The organism is Stenotrophomonas sp. YJH_SMC_138, from assembly GCF_059369855.1.
This window is the reverse complement of record NZ_JCAFTB010000008.1, coordinates 112035-129075: the sequence shown is the minus strand read 5'-3', so window position 1 is coordinate 129075 and position 17041 is coordinate 112035. Positions and strand designations below refer to the sequence as shown.

Sequence of the window (17041 nt, the reverse complement as noted above, 5' to 3'; positions counted from 1 at the left end):
GCAATAGCCGCCCTGAGAAATAGCCCTCCACTGCCAGGGGCGCAGGAAGTGGGATCTTACGAATGTGGGCGCGCGTGTCGATATGACGTCGACATGGACTTGTACGTCTGCGACCAAACTCGCAAGTAGGTAGCTCCGTGCTCGCCGCCCGCCTGGCGCCTTGGTCAGCCTGGCCAGCGTGTGTGAAGTTGATCGATGACAAACCGGTGACGGTGCGTGCCATCCACGTCTCGGTGTGCCAAGAGGTGCGGGTCGTCCTCAGCAAGATGTTCGTGCTTATGCGCTATCTCCTCTGGATCGTGCGCCGGCCATCTGCGCCACGCGGCGACCAAACCGAGTGTGGCCAGAATCCCCAAGGCGGCCAAGGCAACATGCAAGCCGTAGCGCGCACCAACCCACCCGGCGAGTGGATAGGCGATCAACCAGCAAACATGCGATAGGGAAAATTGGGCAGCGAAGAGGAATGGTAGATCGGCGGACTCAGCCGAACGCCGCAGCAGCCGCCCGCCGGGGGTAACCAAGCCGGCATACGCCATGCCCAGCAGCGTCCAGGCCGGAATGACCGCCGTCCACCCGGGATGTCCCTTCAGGGCAAACCAGACGCCAAGGAAGGTAACCAGGACAACTGACATGAACAGTCCTGCAGCCAACATTACTGTCCGGTCCGAAATGCGGTCGAGAACCTTCGGAAGAAGAAGTGCGACCAGCATGGACCCGCCTCCGAAGGCCGCCAGCGCCCATGCAACCTGCTCCTCCGCCCCGCCCAGAACGGTGCGGACCATAACCACCGTATTGACGAACACCATCGCGCCGCCGGCTGCGGCGCAGAGGTTCAACGCGAGCAGGCCCTGCAATCGCGGTGTGCGGAGGTAGATTCGCATTCCACGGATGGCTCGGGCATAGGGACCGTCCTTGGAAGAGACCGCAGCGAGGGCCGGGAAGGTGGTGGACGCGACGAGCAGCGCCGAGAGGATGAAACCTACCGAGGTACCAGCGAACAGCCCGTGGAAGCTAATGATCGTCAGCAGTGCGGCAGCAAGCGCCGGGCTCAGCAGGCTTTCAAGGTCATATGCCAATCGGGAAAGTGAGAGCGCACGGGTGTAATCACGCTCTTCTTGAAGAATTTCGGGGATGGTGGATTGAAACAGCGGCGTGAAACATGCCGATGCCGACTGCAGCACAGCGATGAGGACATACACCTGCCAGATCTCGGTGACGAAGGGCAGGCAGACCGCCACAACCGCACGAACCAGATCGAGTGCGATCAGCACCCGCTTGCGCAGCCGTGCAGGGACCAACGCTCCTGAAACGGGCGCCAAGGTCACGTACACGACCATCTTGATCGCCAGCGCGGTGCCCAACACCGCTCCGGCCTGGCTGCCAGCGAGGTCGTAGGCCAGGAGGGCAAGGGCGACAGTCGCCAAGCCGGTTCCGACCAGGGCGACTATCTGGGCACCAAACAGGCGCCGAAACGCCGGGTGACTCAGTACTTCGAGCATGGGATTGTCCTGGTAGCAACGTTCTGACGGCACCAACCCGTGTGCGCCCTTTTGCCCGGATTCAGGGCAGAGGCGGCAGACAGGCGGAGTGTACGCCCACCACTGTTCGGGTCGAGGTGACGACCCCGCCGGAATGGCAGGGTCGTTGGCTAAATCCGAGTGGATTTACTTCTTCTTCGGAGCTGCCTGTGCGTCGCAACGTTCCTTCAGCGCCTTGGTCTGGGCATCCTTGAGGTCCACCTTGTACTTCGAACGGTCGGCAAGCTGTTCGCAAGTCGTCGGCTTGGCCTTGGGAGCAGCCGGGGGAGCCGGATCGGCATGGAGGGCAGGATCATGAGCGGATGCCGTGGTGAAAAGGGACATGCTGAAAAGCAGGCCGGCAATTACTGCGCTATGAGTTTTCATGTTGTTTCTCCTCGGGTTGGGTCGGCGAAGTGCCGGGTGTTACGGCTGATAGATGTCGGCTTGGTAGCCCACAAGTTCGATGCTCACGGTCACCGGCGTGTCGCTTCGGTTCTGCCAGTACCACCCATGAGTTCCTTCAAATGGCGCGACGAAGGTGCCGTGCGCCTCCCGCTGCGCAGCTTCGACGGCGTAGCTGGTCCATGCACCCTTCACGTCGGGCCGCTCACCATGCATATCGACTGCTACATCACCGGTCGCCTTCCAGCTGAACAGAATTCCCGCGCCAGCAGCCATGTGGGATTTGACCTCTTTGCCTTTCCCCGGCTCCAGCGTGATCGTCATCGCGTCCTGGCGAAGCTCACCGTTGGTGAGCGATACCGCGGCTGGATCAAGCGATTGCCCCTTGTTCGCCCCGAACGCAGCCGCAGCCTTTTCCGCCAAGGTGGTCGCTGCGTCCGATGCTGTCGAGGACGTCGGCGTAGCCGGGTCTGCGGCGGTGCTTCCGCCGTCTGCCAGGGCAGTCAGGCCCAGCGCTCGGCCGATCCCGGTGGGATCAATGCCGTACTCCGCCGGCAGAACGGCCGTAACGAGAAGCGCGCCGGCAATGGCGGCAGCGACAAGGGTCGACTTCAGCAGGCGGCCAGTCGTGGGAAGTGGTTGATTGATAGTGATTGACATGATGGGTCTCGGTCAGAAATCAGGAAGCGAAGTAGCCGGTGAGCTGCATGCCGATGAGCACGAAGCCGGCCGTCATCAAGATGGTGTTCACGCCGTAGGCCTGGCGGTTGAAGGAAGGCAGCCGACGCCAGAAGCCCATCACGATCAAGATGCCGGCAAGCGCCAGAAGTTGGCCGAGCTCAACGCCCACGTTGAACGCAAGCATGTTGGGGACCAGCCCGTCCGGCGATAGCGAGAAGTCCTGAAGCTTCGTGGCCAGGCCGAAGCCGTGGAAGAAGCCGAAGACAAGGACTGCAATCTTGGTGTTGGGTTGCACGCCGAACCACCGCTTGAACGCGCCCATGTTGTCCAAGGCCTTGTAGACCACCGAGAGACCGATGATCGCGTCGACCAGATAGGCGTCGACATGAAAGCCGCCGAGCACGCCGAGCAGCAGCGTCGTGCTGTGGCCAATGGCGAACAAGGTGACGTAGATGCTCACGTCCCGCATGCGGTATAGGAAGAAGATCACCCCGAACAGAAATAGAAGGTGGTCGTATCCAGTCACCATGTGCTTGGCGCCAAGGTAGGTAAACGCGATCAGTTGCCTACCGGTGCTTTCTTCAAGGAAGGCCTGGTCTCCCTCGCTTACACCGTGCGCGAACGCCGCAAACGGCAGGAGGACTGCGGCAAGCATCGAAAGCCAAGCAAAGAGCTTGTTGGAAGAAGTCAAAGACAAGTTCCTTGTGCAGAAAGGGGACGGGTGGTTCATGAGGAGCGACTTTCCAGAACAGAATCTTCGCGGTGAACCAATCGATACAGCGCCGGCAGCACGAGAAGTGTCAGCAGCGTTGAAGAGATGATTCCGCCGATAACAACAGTGGCGAGCGGACGCTGAACTTCCGCGCCAGCACCGACGTTCAGGGCCATAGGAAGGAAGCCCAGACTCGCCACCAAGGCCGTCATCAGGACTGGCCGGAGGCGGGTAAGAGCACCTTCGGTGACAGCCTTGTGCAGGGGGACGCCTTCTTCCCGCAGGTTCTTGATGAAGCTGATCATTACCAGGCCATTGAGCACGGCAACGCCCGAAAGAGCGATGAAGCCCACACCTGCGGAGATGGACATGGGAATGTCGCGCAGCCACAGCGCCACCACGCCCCCGGTCAGTGCAAGCGGCACGCCACTGAATACGATCGCAGCGTCCTTCCCTGAGCCGAATGCCATGAACAACAATCCGAAGATCATCACCAGAACCACTGGCACGACGACGGACAGCCGCTTGCTTGCCGAGATCAACTGCTCAAACGTGCCGCCGTACTCGATCCAGTACCCTTCCGGCAGCTGGACCTCCTGTCCGACCTTGGTGCGCAACTCCTCGACAAAGGACCCTAAGTCGCGCCCGCGCACATTGCTTGTGATCACCACCCTGCGTTTACCATTCTCACGGCTGATCTGGTTCGGACCAGGCGCGATCTCGACCTTGGCCAACTGGCCCAGCGGCACGAAGCTGCGCTCTTGGCCTGTGCTCACCCCGGGCGCGACGGCCACAGGTAGTGACGCCAGTGTCCGGACGTCCTGGCGAAGGTTCTCCGACAGACGAACCACGATATCGAAGCGCCGATCGCCTTCGAACACCTGGCCGACCGATTCACCTCCCAGCGCCACCGAGATGGTCTTCTGCACGTCGTCAATGGCTACGCCGTATCGTGCAAGTGCATCCAGGTCCGGCGTGATCGTCATCAATGGCAGACCGGTGATCTGCTCAAGTTTCACGTCGGCCGCTCCCTGGATCTCACTGGCAACGTTCTCTACCTGGCTGCCGATGGTTGCCAGTTGCTCCAGGTCGTCGCCGTACAGCTTGACAGCAACCTCAGCCCGAACGCCCGCAATGAGCTCGTTCATCCGCATCTGCACCGGCTGGGTGAACTCATAGTTGTTGCCAGGAATGGCGCGAACCACTTTCTCGAGCTCGGCAACAAGCTGTGCCTTCGGCTTGCGCGGATCAGGCCATTGGTCCCGATCTTTGAGCATGATGAAGGTGTCGGCTACGGAGGGGGGCATGGGATCGGTGGCCACCTCGGCAGTGCCGATCTTTGCGACGACTTCATCTACCTCGGGGAACTGTTTGATCGCCGCTTCCAGCTGACGTTGCATGCCGATCGCCTGGGTCAAGCTGGTCCCTGGAATTCGAAGCGCATGCAAGGCGATATCGCCCTCATCCAGGTTCGGAATGAACTCGGTGCCGAGGCGACTTGCAAGCAGGCCCGCCAGGACGGTGAGCACCGCAGCAGAGGCCACCACTACCTTGCGTGCATTGACGGCACGCTCAAGCATCGGGCCATACACGTTGGTGACTCGGCGCATGGCTTTGGTTTCCTTCTCCGAAACCTTTCCCGTTACGAACTGAGCCACAGCGGCAGGTACGAATGTCAAGGACAGTGCCATGGCACCGGTAAGCGCGATGACCACGGTAAGCGCCATCGGGTGGAACATCTTCCCTTCCACGCCGGAGAGGGCAAAGATCGGGATGTAGACCGCCGCGATGATGAAAAGGCCGAACAGGCTTGGCTTGATCACCTCTGCACTGGCACTTGCCGCCAAGGAAAATCGTTCTTCCCGAGTCAACAAACGGCCCTGAAGGTGTTGCCGCTCGCCAAAGCGACGCAGGCAGTTCTCTACGATGATGACTGCCCCATCGACGATCAAGCCAAAATCCAGTGCGCCCAGGCTCATCAGATTCGCAGAGACGCGATTCTGGACCATGCCTGTGATCGTCAGCAGCATCGTCAATGGAATGACCGCCGCAGTGATCAGTGCCGCACGAAGATTGCCCAAAAGCAGGAAGAGCACCGCGATGACGAGCAAGGCGCCTTCGAGGAGGTTCTTCTTCACCGTCTCGATGGTCCGATCCACCAGTTCGGTTCTGTCATACACAGGATGCGCCCGAACGCCGTCAGGCAGCGTAGCGTCGATGTCCTTGAGCTTGGCCGCGGTTCGCTGAGCCACGTCCCGGCTGTTTTCGCCGATGAGCATGAACGCCGTACCAAGGACCACTTCGTTGCCATCCTTGGTTGCCGCGCCTGTACGAAGTTCGGTGCCTTCTACAACTTCTGCCAGATCGCCAACACGCAATGGCATGCCATCACGGTTAGCCACTACGATCTTGCGCAAACCCGCCATGTCGGCCACTTGGCCCGGCACGCGTACCAAGTACTGCTCACCGCTTTTCTCGATGTAGCCGGCACCCACGTTAGTGTTGCTGCGGGCCACGGCTTCGAGCACATCCTGCAGCGTCAGTCCGTATGCTTGGAGCTTCTTCGGGTCCGGCGTGATGTGAAACTGGCGAACATAGCCTCCGACGGTGTTGACCTCGGTTACGCCTTTCAAGTGGCGCATCTGCGGTCGGATCACCCAGTCCTGCAGCGTACGAAGCGCCATTGGTGTCCACGTCTCTTCAGCACCGGACTCCGCTTCCACGGTGTACATGAAGATCTCACCCAGGCCCGTCGCTACCGGTCCAAGGCTTGGCTTTAGTCCCACGGGCAATTGGGATCCCGCTTGCTGAAGTCTCTCTGCGACCTGCTGACGGGCGAAGTAGATATCTGTGCCATCTTCAAACACGACCGTGACCTGAGACAGGCCGTAGCGTGAGATGGAACGGGTGTATTCCAGCTTTGCCAACCCGGCCAACGCTGTTTCGACCGGGAAGGTGACCCGTTGCTCGGCCTCCAGCGGTGAGTAGCCCGGAGCTTCGGTGTTGATCTGCACCTGGACATTGGTAATGTCAGGAACGGCGTCGATGGGAAGCTTGCTGTAGTTCCAGATCCCAAGGCCTGAGAGGGCCAGGACCAGAAGGAGCACAAGCCATCTGTGCGCGATAGACGCGCGAATGATTCGCTCTAGCATGGTGCGTCCTTAGTGGTCGTGGCTTGCGCCGGACTTTTCGATGTCGGCACGAATCAGGTAGCTCTGCTCGGAAACGTACCGGGTTCCCGGCTTAAGCCCTTTCAGTACCTCCACGCGATCGCCATCGCGCCTACCCAGTTCAAGCATCCGCACCTCATAGCTGTTGCCCACTTGGGCGAATACCACGGTGAAGTCCCGAAAACGCTGCAGGCCCGATTCCTTTACTGTTAATGGAACCTCCGTTTCCGCGATGACGACTTCGGCGGATACGGCCATTCCTGGTCGCCACCTGCCCTCGCTGTTGGTAAGGGCCACACGTGCCACCACGGTCTGGCCAGCGCTGGCCAACGGAAGGATGCCCTGCAGCTTTCCCGTTGCTTCCAAACCGCCTGTTGCCGAGCGAATGGTCACCATCTGGCCTGGCGACAGTCGCTCGGCATCGCTTCCCAGCGCACGCAGGTCCACCCAGACCTCCGAAAGGTCGGCAATTTCAAACAGCGTGTTGTCGGCAGCGACATCGCCTACCGACGTGCTGCGCGCGAGTACGACTCCACTGAAAGGTGCCGTGACGGAGTAGGTCCGCATGCTGTCATTGCCCTCGACTGTGGCCAACGTCTGACCAGCCGAGACGCGTTGTCCCATCTCGACCGCCACACTGCGGACCACGCCAGGGAAGCGTGCCTTGACCGCAGCAAATCGGCCGGTGTCGACCGCGACGTTGCCCATGAGGGAAACGGTGTCCCGGATGGTCCCCGGTTCGGCGGACTCGACCACGACACCTGCGTCGGCAGCGGCTTTCGGATCTATCGTGGTGCGCCCTTCATAGGAGGCGTAAGACCAGGCGTAGTTCTTTCCACCCACCACCGCATCGGCTTTGACATCAAAGGAATGCGGCTCGACCACCTCCCCGCTGCCGACCAGGTAGTCCTTCTCTGGAATAAAGCTGAAGTTGTTGACTTCGCCGTCCAGACGCTTGAGTTGTATCGTCGCTTTGACTTCTCCAGGTGCCAGCGGTTTGTCGTTGCGATAGGCATACAGCCGGAAATGAGGCGGGGTATTGGTTTCGTAAACAGTTACTTCAAGGGCGAAGTCGCCGTCGCGAAGCATGCGACCGCGATGCGGCCCTCGCTCATAGTCGCCTGCGGTCGCAGCAGTGTCCTCTGGCTTTGCTCGTTGCGACGATTCGTTGCCACCGCACGCAGCCAGGGCAATTGGAAGCAGGATCAGGAATACGTATCGGTTCATGGGCGAATGTCCAAGGCAGAAGCGGTGAGGCGGTCGGCCTCGACCAGGAGACGGAGATAGCGCGCGGCGGCTTCGACTTCCCGTTCGCGAAGATCGAAGAGCCTTTGCTGAGCCTGGCTGAGTACCAGGAAGGAGAAGCGTCCTTCCTCAAAGCCCCTGCGGCTCTGATCAAAGGCCTGCTGGGCCTTTGGCAACTGACGCTGGCGCACTGACTCCACTTCCGATTGCGCTTGCTTGAGCTGTTGGTAGATGCCAAACAGCTCCTGACGCATTTCCAGCATCTGCGCCTGGCGCCGGTATTTGAGAGAGGTGAGTTCGTAGTCCGCTTCAGCCACGGAGAAGTCCGATCGCCGACGGCTCCCCAACGGGACGGAGACGGACATCACCAGGCCGCTGTCCTTGGTGGCTTCCAGTCGGCGGATGCCGAGGCCAACGCTGACATCCGGCTTGGCGCTAGCGCGGGCGATCTCCCTCCTTGCATCTATAACTCCGGCTTGAGCGTCCAAGGCGCGCTGTTGTGGTGTCGTGGCGAGGCGCCGGCTCAGATCATCAAAATCATCCAGAGGGGGAAGGACCGCGGTATCCCCTGCAACCGAGCCGAAATCCGGACTTGGCGCCCCCCACGTGGCAGCCAGCGACATTCGCGCGCTTTCCAGAGCCTGCAATGCCTGCTCCCGCTTCAGCTCGGCATCGAGCAGGGCGATCTCGGCGGATCTCAGGTCCGAGTCGGGATTGCGGGCGGCCGCGACCCAACGGGCCACTTCACGGCGCATGGCGCTGGCCATTTTGATGCGCTCTTCGGCGTGCTCGACATGCTCCTGGGCGGCCAGCACGTCGACGAAACGCCCTGCGGCCAAAGTTGCGATAGCGATACGGGTGACGTCCGCTTCGCTTCGGGCAGCGTCCACCTCGGCGCCGCCGAGCGCTTGGCGCGCAGCCCGCTTCCCACCCAGTTCTAGAACCTTGGAGATGCGGAAGGTGGATTCGGCGGCGTCTAGGCCGCTCAGGCCGCCTGAGCCAGCCACGTTTTCAAGCTCGCCGCCCAGCACGAGCGGCGTAGGCAATGCCTCCCGGCCCGCCCGGCTTCTGACAGCTTCCAGTCGAGCGGTGTCTGCCTGGACGCTGGGATGGGTGCCGAGGGCGCGGGCGACCACATCCTCCAAGCGCAGCACTTCAGCGGCATGGCCAGGCACGGCCACACCGTAGGCGCCGGCTATGGCGAGCGCCCACAAACTACGTAATTTCACGGAAAATCTCCGACGATGGTCATGACGACGCGCTGCCGGCCAACATTGGGTGGACAGCGCGCTCAGGCCGCTACAGCGCGGCAGGTGTCGTCAGACGATCGGAGGTCTGAATGGCGAGCCGCGATGACCAGAGGGCTCATCGACGGAGTGCAGGCCGGGCAGTAAAGATGCCGGCGGAACAGTTGCTAGGTTCAGATTCGAAGACACCAGCATGCCGGCAAAGCTCACATCGGCCTGGTGAAGGACGCTGTGCACGCCCGATGCATGCTTCGGATCTACGTTGTCGCCAGTTCCAGGACCGTGTGAGTGCCCGTGCTCTGCCGTTGCAGCGATGTCGTGCTCGGCAGTATGGAGCTCGCCCTGTTGGATCACGATCGGCCGAACAACGACGCTCAACAGCATCAGCACGAAAAGGCTGAACCGGATGAGTCGACGGTGGCGGGCCGAGAAGGCGGACATGAAAGGAAGAATAGAGGCAGTCAAGCTGAGTTGTCGAGAGCCCTGAGTTGGAGCCCCCCCTGATCCAGTTATGGCTTGGCGCTCGAGGGAGGGCGTCGCTTAAGCCCACTCCGATCAGATCGCATTGCCTCAGGTATCGCCGCGCCTGCTGCCGCTTCTGGCCGATAGCGGCCGCCCAGTAAGGATGGTGCCGGCCAGAGGCTGGAACTGGGCCTCACTGCTCTCTGGAACCGCGTCCTCCAGGCTCGTTCCAACGTCGAATGGGGCCTGGCCCCTCTCTCAGGCGTTGGGCGATTCTGCGCTGCTTATGGGATTCAGTAAGACCATATCCGTACCACTAGGCTCACCGTTGGACTTTCAGGTTAAAAGGGCGCAGCGTTCGCTTCTCGCCCAACAGGGCCATTGATTTCGGAGAGCGCAGGTGAGCAGAACAAGTAATTCTCATCCACTGCAGATTGCGACGCTGCCTATCGGCGTGAATGGCGGTGCGATCGGCGTTACCTTTGCACCGGGAAAATATCAGGACGTCGCAATGACGGGGTCTTGGGCCCGAGACTTGGATATCGATCTGGCGTCGATAGTCGCGTGGGGAGCACAGCATCTGATCACGTTGATTGAGCCGTGGGAGTTCGAAGAGCTACGAATTACCTCCTTGGCAGAGCGTGCCAAAGCGCATGGCTTGATGTGGCACGGCCTACCGATTAAGGATGGTGCGGCTCCTGATGCACGGCTGCTTCTGCCATGGCAATCCACAGGACCCCAGTTCGCAGCCGAGCTCTTGTCCGGAAGCAGGATCGTGGTGCACTGCAAAGGAGGCCTAGGGCGAGCGGGGACCGTGGCGTCGATGCTTCTCATTGACACGGGCTGCGCTCCAGACGGCATCGATGCGATCGCTAAGGTGCGCTCGGTGCGCCCTGGTGCAGTGGAGACTGCGGAGCAGGAAGAATTCATCCTGAATTGGCCTGCTCGCAGAGCCTCAAGTCTGGGGGTAGTCGCAATGCCCGGCTAACCTACCCTTTACCGCCTTGGGCTGGAATACAAGAGGACGGAACTCCGCAGGTAGTCTGTAGGGAAGCCGCCGTAGGGGACGCAGTGCTGAACACTTTTCCTCGAACACATATAGTGTTGCTGCTCGTACTGCTTCGCCCGCCCTTCGCATGCCTATCTGAACCTGTCGCCGGGGCTGGACTTCGAGACCAAGCTGTTCGCCAAGACCAATGCGCCGCAGCTGCTGCGCAAGGAACTGTCGAAACCGGGCTATGTGCCGCAGCCGATCGCACTGGGCATCAACACCGATGCGTACCAGCCGATCGAACGCAAGTTCAAGCTGACCCGCCAGCTGATTGAAGTGATGCTGGAGACCCGGCATCCGTTCTCGCTGATCACCAAGAACGCGCTGGTCGAGCGCGACATCGATCTGCTCGCGCCGCTGGCCGCGGAGAACCTGGTCAGCGTGCACTTCTCGGTGACCTCGCTGGACCCGCATCTTTCCGCGAAGCTGGAACCGCGTGCATCAGCGCCACATGCACGGCTGCGCGCGATGAAGCGCCTGCATGACGCCGGCATTCCGGTCGGTGTGATGGTGGCACCGGTGATTCCGTGGATCAACGACAGCGAGCTGGAAGCCGTGCTGGAGGCTGCGCACGGCGCAGGTGCGAGCACCGCCGGTTACGTGCTGCTGCGCCTGCCGCTGGAAGTGGCACCGCTGTTCCGCGACTGGCTGGATACGCACCATCCCGATCGCGCTGCGCACGTGATGAGCACCATCCAGCAGCTGCGCGGCGGCAAGGACTACGACAGCCAGTTCGGCACGCGTATGCGTGGCCAGGGCGTGTATGCCGATCTGTTGAACAACCGGTTCAAGCTGGCACGCAAGCGTCTGGGCTTCAATGCACAGAACAGCCATTGGCCGAAGCTGGATTGCAGCCGGTTCCAGAAGCCGCTGCCGCCGAAGAAGGAGTCGCCGCAGGGCTCGTTGTTCTGAGTCCATCAGTCGAGCATGGCTCGACTCTACATACGCGGCCGACGAGCAGCTCGGCATTACCCCCCAAACAACTTCTGCGCACTCTGGAACAGGATCCAACTCGTCGCGATGAACTTGTCGCCGCCCTGTGGCCGATTCCCGCGATGGGTGTGGGTGAACGCCGTCGGGGCGATCAACAGGCTGCCGGTACGTGGCGCGATCTTGCGGCCCTGGAACATGAACTCGGTTTCGCCCTCTTCGAATTCGTCGTTGAGGTACAGCGTCCACAGCACATGCCGGTGCAGGGTCTCGGCCTGCGCATCCTTCGGGTACAGCTCGCAGTGCCAGTACGGGTAGCCGCCCTCGCCCGCCGCATACCACTGCAGGTTGATCGCACCCGGGCGCAGGCAGGTGCGGGCCAGGTCGGCCAGCTGCTGCTGCGGCATGTCGGGGAAGTCCTCGGCAGACAGGCGTCGCGGTTGGCCGTTGCTGTCCTGGATCTGCAACATCAGTGGGGCGATCAACGCCTGTGGATAACGGCGTAGATAAGTCAGCAGGCCGTTGAACACCGCAATCTGCAGCTGCTGATCAACATCCTGCCAGCCGTCCAGGCCACTGATGCGCAGATCCTTGCTGTGCTTGAGTTCCGGGAACACGCCACTGCCCACCGCACCGGGCAGCAGGCCACGCGTCGCACGCATGCGCTCGACGATCGCCGCGCAGACCTCGCTGGGGACGGCGTTGTGGATGACTTCGATGAAATCGACCGGGCCCTGCTCGTGCATGCGTGCGTTCCTTCGGCGGCAACGGCTTGATGGTGCCGTTTGCCGCCCTCGGTGTCACCCCACGGTCATGTCATCGATCTGCCATGACCGCTGTCAGGCGATCGGTTGTCAGCCCTGTGCGTCGTCGTGTGCGTGGTGGTAGCGCACGGCCTCGGCCACTTCCTCGCGCGAACCGAGGAACACCGGCACGCGCTGGTGCAGCTGGTCGGGCTGGATGTCGAGGATGCGCTCGCGGCCGGTCCAGGCGGCACCGCCGGCCTGCTCGACCAGCAGGCCCATCGGGTTGGCTTCGTACATCAGGCGCAGCTTGCCGGCCTTGGACGGGTCCTTCTTGTCCCACGGGTAGATGAAGATGCCGCCGCGGGTCAGGATGCGATGCACGTCGGCCACCATGCTGGCGATCCAGCGCATGTTGAAGTTCTTGCCGCGCGCGCCTTCCTTGCCTGCCAGCAGGTCGCCGACGTAGGCCTGCATCGGCGCTTCCCAGTGGCGCTGGTTGGACATGTTGATCGCGAATTCCTGGGTGGCCGCCGGGATCTGCATGTTCTCGGTGGTCAGCACGAACTCGCCCTTCTCGCGGTCCAGGGTGAAGGCGTGGGTGCCATGGCCGACGGTCAGCACCAGCTGGGTGCTGGGCCCGTAGATGCAGTAGCCGGCGGCGATCTGCTTGCTGCCCGGCTGCAGGAAGGCGTCGTCGCCCGGCAGCTCGACATTGGTCGGGCAGCGCAGCACGGAGAAGATGGTGCCGACGGAGACGTTGACGTCGATGTTGGAGCTGCCATCGAGGGGATCGAACAGCAGCAGGAAATCACCGCGGGGATAGATGTCCGGCACCGGCTGGCTGTGGTCCATTTCCTCCGAGGCGCAGGCGGCGAGGTGGCCACCCCAGGCGTTGGCTTCGAGCAGGATCTCGTTGCTGATGACGTCGAGCTTCTTCTGCGCTTCACCCTGCACGTTGCCGGTACCGGCGTCGCCGAGCACGCCACCGAGGGCGCCCTTGCTGACGGCGATGGAGATGCTGGTGCAGGCGCGGGCGACGACCGCGATCAGCTGGCGCAGGTCGGCATTGATGCGGCCGGCGTGCTGTTCCTGGATCAGGAAGCGGGTCAACGAAGTACGGGACATGAGCGGGCAGGTCTCGGCAGCGGGAAAACACCTATTGTCGCCCGTCTGGCGGGGGCGTGCGTGAGCGCGGGAAGGCGTAATCGTTTCCAGATGCGTTGCGCTCGTGGCGCCTTCCTTCTGTAGAGCCGATCCCGCGCTCGGCTGCTCTTCGTCCTTCATGCCGCACAAGCCGAGCGTAGGCTCGGCTCTACAGAGACCAGGGCGCAAAAAACAAAGGCGCCTTTCGGCGCCTTTGTCCTCAAGCTACTGGAGCGTTGCTTCAGCCCTTGGCGACGGTGGCCACGGCCTTGGCGACGTATTCCAGGTTGTTCTGGTTCAGCGCGGCCACGCAGATACGGCCGGTGCCGACGGCGTAGATGCCGAACTCGTCGCGCAGGCGCTCGACCTGCTCACGGCTCAGGCCGGAGTAGGAGAACATGCCGGCCTGCTCGTTGATGAAACCGAACTGCGGTGCACCGGCAGCGGCCAGCTTCTCGACCAGGCCGTGGCGCAGGGCGTGGATGCGCTCGCGCATCTCGGTCAGCTCCTGCTCCCACATCGCACGCAGTTCCGGGTTGGTCAGCACGCCGGCCACCAGTGCAGCGCCGTGGGTGGATGGGCTGGAGTAGATGGTGCGGATCACGCGCTTGACCTGCGATTGCACGGCCTTGGCGTCAGCGGCGGTCGGCGCCACCATCGACAGCGCACCCACGCGCTCGCCATACAGCGAGAACGACTTGGAGTACGAGTTGGCGACGATGAAGCTGTCGATGCCGGCTTCGGCGATGATGCGCACCGCTGCGCCGTCCTGCTCGATGCCCTTGTCGAAGCCCTGGTAGGCCATGTCGATGAAGGGGAACAGCTGCTTGTCCTTCAGCAGTTGCGCGACCTGCTTCCACTGGGTGACCGTGAGGTCAGCGCCGGTGGGGTTGTGGCAGCAGGCGTGCAGCAGCACCACGGTGCCGGCTTCCAGCTTGCCCAGGTCGGCCAGCATGCCGTCGAAATCGACGCCATGGGTGCCCGGGTCGAAGTAGGTGTAATCCAGCACCTCGAAACCGGCGGCGCTGAACACCGCACGGTGGTTTTCCCAGCTCGGGTTGCTCAGCGCAACGGTGGCGTGCGGCAGCAGCTTCTTCAGCACGTCGGCGCCGACGCGCAGCGCACCGCTGCCACCAACGGTCTGCGCGGTGGTCACGCGGCCGGCGGCCAGCAGCGGCGAATCCTTGCCGAACACCAGCTCACGCGTCGCCTGCGTGTACGCCGGCAGGCCATCGATCGGCAGGTAGCCGCGCGGTTTGGCTTCAGCGGCGAGCTGCTGCTCGATCTGCTTGACGGCGCGCAGCAGCGGAATGCGGCCGCTCTCGTCGTAGTAGATGCCCACACCCAGGTTGACCTTGGTCGGGCGGCTGTCGGCGTTGTACGCCTCGGTCAGGCCCAGGATCGGGTCGCCTGGGACCAGTTCCACGTTTGCAAAGAAGGACACGGCGGTACTCGTTCGGTAGACGGAAAGGGGGAGGAAGTGCGCTACGCGGTCCGCGGCTTTTCGGCCGGAAACAGCCCATCGTAACAAAGCCTGCCGGGGCTGGCCGCCGCCATCGTCATCCGCGGCCCCGTACCATGGCGTGCGTTGCCGCCCGATCCATCAACCTGAATCATGAATCCCGCCGCACGACGCCGTTGCCTGCCGCTGTCCGCCCTGCTGCTGTCGCCTTGGACGGCGGTGGCCGAGCCTGCGCCCACCGCCCTGCCTGCGGTGCAGGTACAGGCCGCCCGGGTGCCGGGCATCGATCCGTTCGCGCTGCCGGCCAGCCAGGACACGGTCTGGATCGACGCCAGCCGCGCGGGCACCGGTGCGCAGCTGTCTGAGGCCTTGGCCGGGGTCCCCGGACTGCTGGCACGTGACCGGCAGAACTTCGCCCAGGACACGCAGCTGTCGATTCGTGGCTTCGGCGCACGCTCGACCTTCGGCGTGCGCGGGGTGCGGGTGCTGATCGACGGCGTGCCGGCCACCATGCCTGACGGCCAGGGCCAGCTGTCGCATGCCAGCCTGTTGGGCGCCGAGCGCATCGAGGTGCTGCGCGGGCCGTTCTCGGCGCTGTACGGCAATTCCTCCGGCGGCGTGCTGCAGGTCTGGAGCGCGCAGGGCCAGGCCGGTGACCCGTGGCGGTTGCGCGTGAATGCCGGCGCCGACAACACGCTCAGTGTCGGCGCACAGCTCAAGGGTGCCGGCCCAGCGCTGGACTACAACATCGCGGCCAACCACTTCCGCACCGATGGCTGGCGGGACCACAGCCGTGCGCGCCGCGAATCGCTCAACGCACGCATTGGTGGTGATCTGGGCGGTGGGCGGCTGGAGCTGCTGCTCAATGCGCTGGATGCCCCCGATGCGCAGGATCCGCTGGGCCTGAGCCGTGCCCAGGTGGCGGCTGATCCGCGCCAGGCCACGGCAGTCGCGCACCAGTACAACACCCGCAAATCGGTGCGCCAGCAGCAGGCTGGCCTGCGCTGGACCCGGGAGACCGGGGCACAGCGCTGGCAATTGATGGGCTATGCCGGCCAACGCACGGTGACCCAATACCTGCCGATTCCGCCGGCACCCCAGACCAACAGCCCGCTGCATGCCGGCGGCGTGATCGATCTGCAGGGCGGGTATGGCGGGCTGGACGCGCGCTGGGGCTGGCACGGCGACCTCGCCGGCCGGCCGCTGGACCTGGTGGCCGGGCTCAGCGCCGACCGCCAGCGCCAGCACCGCACCGGCTACGAGAACTTCGTGGGCAGCGCCCCCGGGGTGCGCGGGCGCCTGCGCCGTGACCAGATCGATACCGTGCAGAACGTGGACCAGTTCGCCCAAGCCTGGTGGCAATGGAGTCCGCGCTGGTCGCTGCTGGCCGGGGTGCGCCACAGCGCGGTGCGTTTCGACTCGGACGATCGCTACATCACCACCCGCAACCCGGATGACAGTGGCCACCGGCGCTACCAGGCGACCACGCCGGTGGCAGGCGTCAGCTTCGAGGCCAGCCCGCAGTGGCGCCTGCATGCCGCCGTGGGGCGTGGATTCGAGACCCCCACCTTCAACGAGCTGGGGTATCGCGCCGATGGTCAGGCGGGTCTGGCGCTGGATCTGGCGGCCGCCCGCAGCCGCAGCCTGGAGCTAGGCAGCAAGTGGCACGCACAGGATGGAACCCAGCTCGATGTCAGCCTGTTCCGTGCAGATACCGACGATGAGCTGGCAGTTGCCAGCAATATCGGCGGTCGCAGCACGTATCGCAACATCGGCCGCACCCGCCGCCAGGGTGTGGAACTGCAGTATCGCCAGCCGCTGGCCGAGCAGCTGGAGCTGCAGCTGGCGTGGACCTGGCTGCAGGCGCAGGCGCGTTCGCCGTACCTCACCTCCAACACCCTGGTTGCCGCCGGCAGCCGCCTGCCCGGGGTACCGCGCCAGCAGGCCTTTGCCCGGCTGCAATGGTCGCCCGGCCAGTGGCAGTGGGCGCTGGAGGCCTCCGCCAGCAGTGATACCGTAGTCAACGACGTGGCGACCGAACGCGCGCCCGGCTTCGCCCTGCTGCATCTGGAAGCCGGCCGTCGCTGGGCCCTGCCGGGTGGCGAGCTGCGCGCCTTCGCCCGGATGGAGAACGTGCTGGACCAGGCCTACATAGGCTCGGTGATCGTCAACGATGGCAACGGGCGCTTCTACGAACCGGGACCGGGACGGCGGGCCAACGTCGGCCTGCAATGGTCGTGGCGTTGAAGGGGTAGTGCCGGCCGCTGGCC

General features: G+C 63.3%; 13 protein-coding genes and 1 pseudogene. 3 read left to right on the top strand and 11 right to left on the bottom strand.

Going from position 1 to position 17041, the window contains the following annotated elements; all coding sequences use genetic code 11:
* Positions 1-164 precede the first annotated feature (164 nt).
* From AC5P7I_RS16605 to AC5P7I_RS16570, 8 genes are all read right to left on the bottom strand, one after another.
* Positions 165-1499: an MFS transporter gene (locus AC5P7I_RS16605; RefSeq protein ID WP_005414984.1), complete on the bottom strand. Its 1335-nt coding sequence runs from the start codon at positions 1497-1499 to the stop codon at positions 165-167.
* Between the two features lie 165 nt (positions 1500-1664).
* Positions 1665-1904 carry a hypothetical protein gene (locus AC5P7I_RS16600; RefSeq protein ID WP_005414985.1) on the bottom strand — a complete coding sequence of 80 codons (240 nt, stop codon included), beginning with the start codon at positions 1902-1904 and terminating at the stop codon, positions 1665-1667.
* Between the two features lie 39 nt (positions 1905-1943).
* A complete protein-coding gene (locus AC5P7I_RS16595) occupies positions 1944-2582 on the bottom strand; it encodes a hypothetical protein (RefSeq protein ID WP_012478643.1) in 639 nt (212 codons plus the stop codon).
* Between the two features lie 19 nt (positions 2583-2601).
* The gene (locus AC5P7I_RS16590) at positions 2602-3333 is read right to left on the bottom strand and encodes a HupE/UreJ family protein (RefSeq protein ID WP_012478644.1); all 732 of its coding nucleotides are present in this window, start codon (positions 3331-3333) and stop codon (positions 2602-2604) included.
* A complete protein-coding gene (locus tag AC5P7I_RS16585; RefSeq protein ID WP_012478645.1) occupies positions 3330-6467 on the bottom strand; it encodes an efflux RND transporter permease subunit in 3138 nt (1045 codons plus the stop codon). Before AC5P7I_RS16585 ends, AC5P7I_RS16590 begins: the two co-directional genes overlap by 4 nt.
* Before the next feature lie 9 nt (positions 6468-6476).
* On the bottom strand, positions 6477-7712 hold the full coding sequence (locus AC5P7I_RS16580) for an efflux RND transporter periplasmic adaptor subunit (protein WP_005411786.1): 1236 nt from the start codon (positions 7710-7712) through the stop codon (positions 6477-6479).
* Positions 7709-8959 carry a TolC family protein gene (locus AC5P7I_RS16575; protein WP_012478646.1) on the bottom strand — a complete coding sequence of 417 codons (1251 nt, stop codon included), beginning with the start codon at positions 8957-8959 and terminating at the stop codon, positions 7709-7711. Before AC5P7I_RS16575 ends, AC5P7I_RS16580 begins: the two co-directional genes overlap by 4 nt.
* A 90-nt stretch (positions 8960-9049) precedes the next feature.
* A complete protein-coding gene (locus tag AC5P7I_RS16570; RefSeq protein WP_012478647.1) occupies positions 9050-9418 on the bottom strand; it encodes a hypothetical protein in 369 nt (122 codons plus the stop codon).
* A gap of 421 nt (positions 9419-9839) precedes the next feature.
* Between AC5P7I_RS16570 and AC5P7I_RS16565 the strand changes: the two genes are divergently transcribed.
* Both AC5P7I_RS16565 and AC5P7I_RS16560 read left to right on the top strand, forming a co-directional pair.
* A complete protein-coding gene (locus AC5P7I_RS16565; protein ID WP_012478648.1) occupies positions 9840-10427 on the top strand; it encodes a cyclin-dependent kinase inhibitor 3 family protein in 588 nt (195 codons plus the stop codon).
* Between the two features lie 120 nt (positions 10428-10547).
* Positions 10548-11402, top strand: a pseudogene (locus tag AC5P7I_RS16560) (PA0069 family radical SAM protein); the annotation flags it as partial.
* A gap of 56 nt (positions 11403-11458) precedes the next feature.
* On the opposite strand, the gene AC5P7I_RS16555 reads toward AC5P7I_RS16560, so the two are convergent.
* From AC5P7I_RS16555 to AC5P7I_RS16545, 3 genes are all read right to left on the bottom strand, one after another.
* Positions 11459-12166: a 2OG-Fe(II) oxygenase gene (locus AC5P7I_RS16555; RefSeq protein WP_049408471.1), complete on the bottom strand. Its 708-nt coding sequence runs from the start codon at positions 12164-12166 to the stop codon at positions 11459-11461.
* A gap of 108 nt (positions 12167-12274) precedes the next feature.
* On the bottom strand, positions 12275-13291 hold the full coding sequence (locus AC5P7I_RS16550) for a class 1 fructose-bisphosphatase (RefSeq protein ID WP_014035428.1): 1017 nt from the start codon (positions 13289-13291) through the stop codon (positions 12275-12277).
* Between the two features lie 259 nt (positions 13292-13550).
* Positions 13551-14753, bottom strand: a complete 1203-nt coding sequence (locus tag AC5P7I_RS16545; RefSeq protein WP_014645417.1) for an amino acid aminotransferase — start codon at positions 14751-14753, stop codon at positions 13551-13553.
* A gap of 171 nt (positions 14754-14924) precedes the next feature.
* On the opposite strand from AC5P7I_RS16545, the gene AC5P7I_RS16540 reads away from it, so the two are divergent.
* Positions 14925-17018 carry a TonB-dependent receptor family protein gene (locus AC5P7I_RS16540; RefSeq protein WP_262087901.1) on the top strand — a complete coding sequence of 698 codons (2094 nt, stop codon included), beginning with the start codon at positions 14925-14927 and terminating at the stop codon, positions 17016-17018.
* The last annotated feature ends 23 nt before the right edge of the window (positions 17019-17041 follow it).

What these genes read in the sequence shown, in the direction of transcription:
- AC5P7I_RS16555 (WP_049408471.1), bottom strand. Translation starts at nt 12,166, where the DNA reads ATGCACGAGCAGGGCCCGGTCGATTTCATCGAAGTCATCCACAACGCC.
- AC5P7I_RS16605 (WP_005414984.1), bottom strand. Translation starts at nt 1,499, where the DNA reads ATGCTCGAAGTACTGAGTCACCCGGCGTTTCGGCGCCTGTTTGGTGCC.
- AC5P7I_RS16540 (WP_262087901.1), top strand. Translation starts at nt 14,925, where the DNA reads ATGAATCCCGCCGCACGACGCCGTTGCCTGCCGCTGTCCGCCCTGCTG.
- AC5P7I_RS16580 (WP_005411786.1), bottom strand. Translation starts at nt 7,712, where the DNA reads ATGAACCGATACGTATTCCTGATCCTGCTTCCAATTGCCCTGGCTGCG.
- AC5P7I_RS16600 (WP_005414985.1), bottom strand. Translation starts at nt 1,904, where the DNA reads ATGAAAACTCATAGCGCAGTAATTGCCGGCCTGCTTTTCAGCATGTCC.
- AC5P7I_RS16585 (WP_012478645.1), bottom strand. Translation starts at nt 6,467, where the DNA reads ATGCTAGAGCGAATCATTCGCGCGTCTATCGCGCACAGATGGCTTGTG.
- AC5P7I_RS16550 (WP_014035428.1), bottom strand. Translation starts at nt 13,291, where the DNA reads ATGTCCCGTACTTCGTTGACCCGCTTCCTGATCCAGGAACAGCACGCC.
- AC5P7I_RS16570 (WP_012478647.1), bottom strand. Translation starts at nt 9,418, where the DNA reads ATGTCCGCCTTCTCGGCCCGCCACCGTCGACTCATCCGGTTCAGCCTT.
- AC5P7I_RS16590 (WP_012478644.1), bottom strand. Translation starts at nt 3,333, where the DNA reads ATGAACCACCCGTCCCCTTTCTGCACAAGGAACTTGTCTTTGACTTCT.
- AC5P7I_RS16595 (WP_012478643.1), bottom strand. Translation starts at nt 2,582, where the DNA reads ATGTCAATCACTATCAATCAACCACTTCCCACGACTGGCCGCCTGCTG.